The following is a 3,438-nucleotide window of genomic DNA, read 5'->3' as shown; positions in this document are numbered from 1 at the left end:
GGAGGAGGACTTCCGGGGGCACGCGGGCGAGTTGCTGCGGGTGCTGGCCGCGGTGCGGGAGCTGGGTGACGACTGGGCGGACGAGGAACCGTGGCCGGCGACGTTCAGCCAGTGGCTGGCCGTGCTGCACAGCGGTGTGACGGTGGCTCGGCAGCGGGCGGCCGTGCCGCGTGGCGTGTACGACCAGCACCTCCAGGTCCTGGCGAACAGCGGGATCGAGCTGCTGAAAGCCGGCGAGCTGACGGGTGCCAAGCTCCAGGCGAGCCTGGCCCAGCTGGTGCTGAGGGCCCGGCACGAGACCGAGCAGCGGATGTGGTTGAGCGACATCCGGTACGCGATCGGTTCGCAGGACGCCACGACGGCGGTCGCAGCGGCGGACGAGCGGCTGGAGTACCTGACCGCGGAGCAGAAGCGGATCGACGACGCCCAGGGCAAGAACCCGGCCCAGCGCCGTGCCTCCGACACCGACGACCACTACACCACCTGGGCACAGGAGATCCGGAAGCGGATTGATGCCTTCATGCTCGGCCTGGAGCAGCTCGGCATCCTCTTCCCGTCTTTGGAGAAGCAACTGCCCGGCCTGGTGTTCGACACTTCTCTGCTGAAGGCCCGGAAGGAGGTCTGGCTGGCCCGCGAGCTCGGCTACATGCCCTACAAGCAGGCCGTCGTATTCGTAGGCCTGATGAAGGTCATGACCAAGCAGGTGGACGCCCAGGTACTGGAGGCCGGCTCCCCGAAGCTCACGGCCCAGGCGAAGGAGGGGTTCGAGGCGGTACGGACGGTCGCGGCGCTCGTGGACCACCCTGCCGACCCGGAGCAGGTCTTCGGATCCACCTGGCAGGCCGTCGTCACGGACCTTGAGGAGCTGGAGCTCGGTCTCCTGGTCCTGCAGGGAGGCCCGCAGTGCTCGTACGCCGGGATGATCCGGTCGATACGTCGGAACATCCGGGGGTCCATGGGCGTCCGTGTCGCTCTCAGGGGCAGCGATGTGAACAACTACTTCGCCACGCTGGCAGACCTACGGAAGGAGATGGAGGGGTCGGCGGACGCGGGAGTGACGATGACGCGCATCCTGCTCGACGCCGGCGAGCAGGACGTCATGTGGGCGCTGCTGGAGAAGGAGATCGCCTTCGTGAGTGGCGACCTCGTCAGCAGAGAGGTGAAGCGGCTGACCGAGTCGGCAACCCGGGACCGGATCTTCATGGGGCTGGTCTCCCCCACCCGGATCATGCTGCTGCTCGCCCAGACCGAGCGAATGCGCCACCTGGCGGCCGACCCCGCCGCGTTCGTCTCGACCCTCCGGACGAAGGTACGAAAGCTGGCCCGTGGGGTTCAGGCCAACCTGCTCGACAGCGCGCTCCGGAAGGTGCAGCTGGCCAACGCCACGGAGGACACCCGCAGCGCCGAGTTGATCGCCCGTCTGGAGACGATGGCCACCACATGGGCGGAGGTCGTGCACTTCGGATTCGTGGACGAGGCCATCGCACGCGACGAGGTGAAGCAAGGACAGGTCTTCGAAAGGCTCGCCGGCGACTACCGCATGCCCGACCTGGGCCGCCAGACGGCGGTCCTGTTCGACCTCCACCTGCGAGTTGTTCGCGGGCCGGAGCGGCCGTCCGATGCCAAGAAGTGGCGGGACGGGATCGTGGAGGAGATCGGTCGGCAGGTTCGCAGCTGGAAGAACACGCAGGGAACCGACAGCCCGCCGCCGGTCCGGTACGCGGGTAGGGTGCTGGACGCGCTGGTGGAGCTGGCCGAGAAGCAGACCCCGCCGCCTCGACCGGACTTCGGGGGTAACGTGCGCGGTGTCCGCACCGCATTGCAGAAGCTGACCGCCGGGACCGTGTACTACCCCGCCGATATTCCCGTGTTCACGTCGGCCCGGCCGCCCCAGGTGCCGGACGTGCTGTCGGAGCAGGAGCAGGTGCAGGTTTCCCGGGCGTTGGACGAGTTGGCGACCATGGTCCCGCTGGTCCTGGACGGGAAGATGGCCGCCAGCGACTACGACGCTGCGTCCCTCCAGGTTGCGCGATTGGTGGTCCGCCAGACGGACAGCGGGCTGATCCTGAGGGCCGCCACGTTGGCGATGCTCGCCGACCGTCCGCTCGATCCGAGCCTCATCGAGCGGGCGACCGAGGCACTCCTGGAATTCAACCGGACCGGGAAATCTCCGGGCGGTGCGCGGCACATCGACACCCGGCGGCTCCTGGAGGATCTCGGAAGCATCATCAAGGACGTCCTGGCCGGCACAGGCCTGTTGTACGACCGGTTCGGCAGCGCCATGAAACTGGCGGACAGCGACCGCGAGTGGAGAGAGTCCGGGTACCGACAGATAACCACCCAGCAGCTCGAGACCTGGTTGGGGGCGGGCGAGGTCACAGCGTTCCTCGGCGTCCTGGTGACGCGGGTCGTGGCCTTGACGGTCTCCGGGGTCCAGGCCAGTGCGGGCGGAATGGTGCCTCGCGACACGCTGCGGGAGCAGTTGGCAGAGATCCCCGACCTGTCCGCGGTGCTGACCCAGGCGGACCGCCGACAGCTCGACGGCTTCATCGAGCTCTCCTCCGTCCACCACCATCTCGAGTCCCTCGGCAGGACGCTCGTTCCCGAAGAGCTGTTCATGGAGTCGCTGGACGGGCTCGCCGCCACCATGGTGATGCTGAAGGCCGAGCCCGCCGAGCCGGCCCAGGACGCACTGGGCGCCTACCACGCGCAGGGACCGGGGCTGCTGTCCCAGCTCGCGTTCAATGCGGAGTACGGCGGGATCGACATGCTGCCGCGCTTCGTGGCGGTGATGGCGGTGCGTGAGGAGATCGGCTATCGCAGCTCCGTCGCGGACCGCGACGGTGTGGAGGCGGTTCGGCGGTTCGGTCGGTGGTTGGGTGCGTTGGAGCATGCGGGGCTGGAGGCGTTCCGTGTTTCGCCCGGGGTGATGCGGTCGGCGTTCGTGCGGTTGTTGTCGGTGGAGGTGCCGGCGGGCTTCGAGGAGCGGTTGGGGGTGCTGGCGGCGCGGTTGGCCTCGCCGGAGGTGTTGGGGCAGCCGGTTGCGCTGGATGCGGTGGCCCGGGTGGCGCTGCGGGAGCGTCTGCGCGAGGAGGACGTCCGGGCCCGGGTGAAGAGTCCGCGGGTGGGTGGTGGTCAGGAGATCCGGGACGGGGTCGTGGAGGTGGTCGCGCGGCTCGGGGCACGTCGCACGGAGGCCGTGGCGTCCGTGGGCGGGATCGGGGAGGCCGCCGGGCTGGAGGGCTTCCGCCGCAGGGCGGAGCGGTGGCTGGGCGAGCCGCTGTCGTTCCAGGCTGCGTTGGAGTCGTTGGAGTCGGGTGCGGTGGTGGAGCCGTTGCCGACTCCGTCGGGTTTCTTTGTGCCGGTGAAGGGTGTGGGGGGTTTTGCGGATGACGGTGCGGTGCAGTTGCGGGCGGCGTTCGGGTTTCCGGTGGTGGG

1 protein-coding gene is annotated in these 3,438 nt (G+C 69.0%); it reads left to right on the top strand.

Features of this window, described 5'->3' with window-relative positions:
* On the top strand, positions 1–3,438 hold a 3,438-nt coding region (locus tag SNE206_RS39795; protein WP_407918476.1), incomplete at both ends, for a hypothetical protein.

The sequence above is a fragment of the Kitasatospora sp. NE20-6 genome (assembly GCF_045862635.1).
This window is presented reverse-complemented; position numbering and strand designations above follow the sequence as displayed.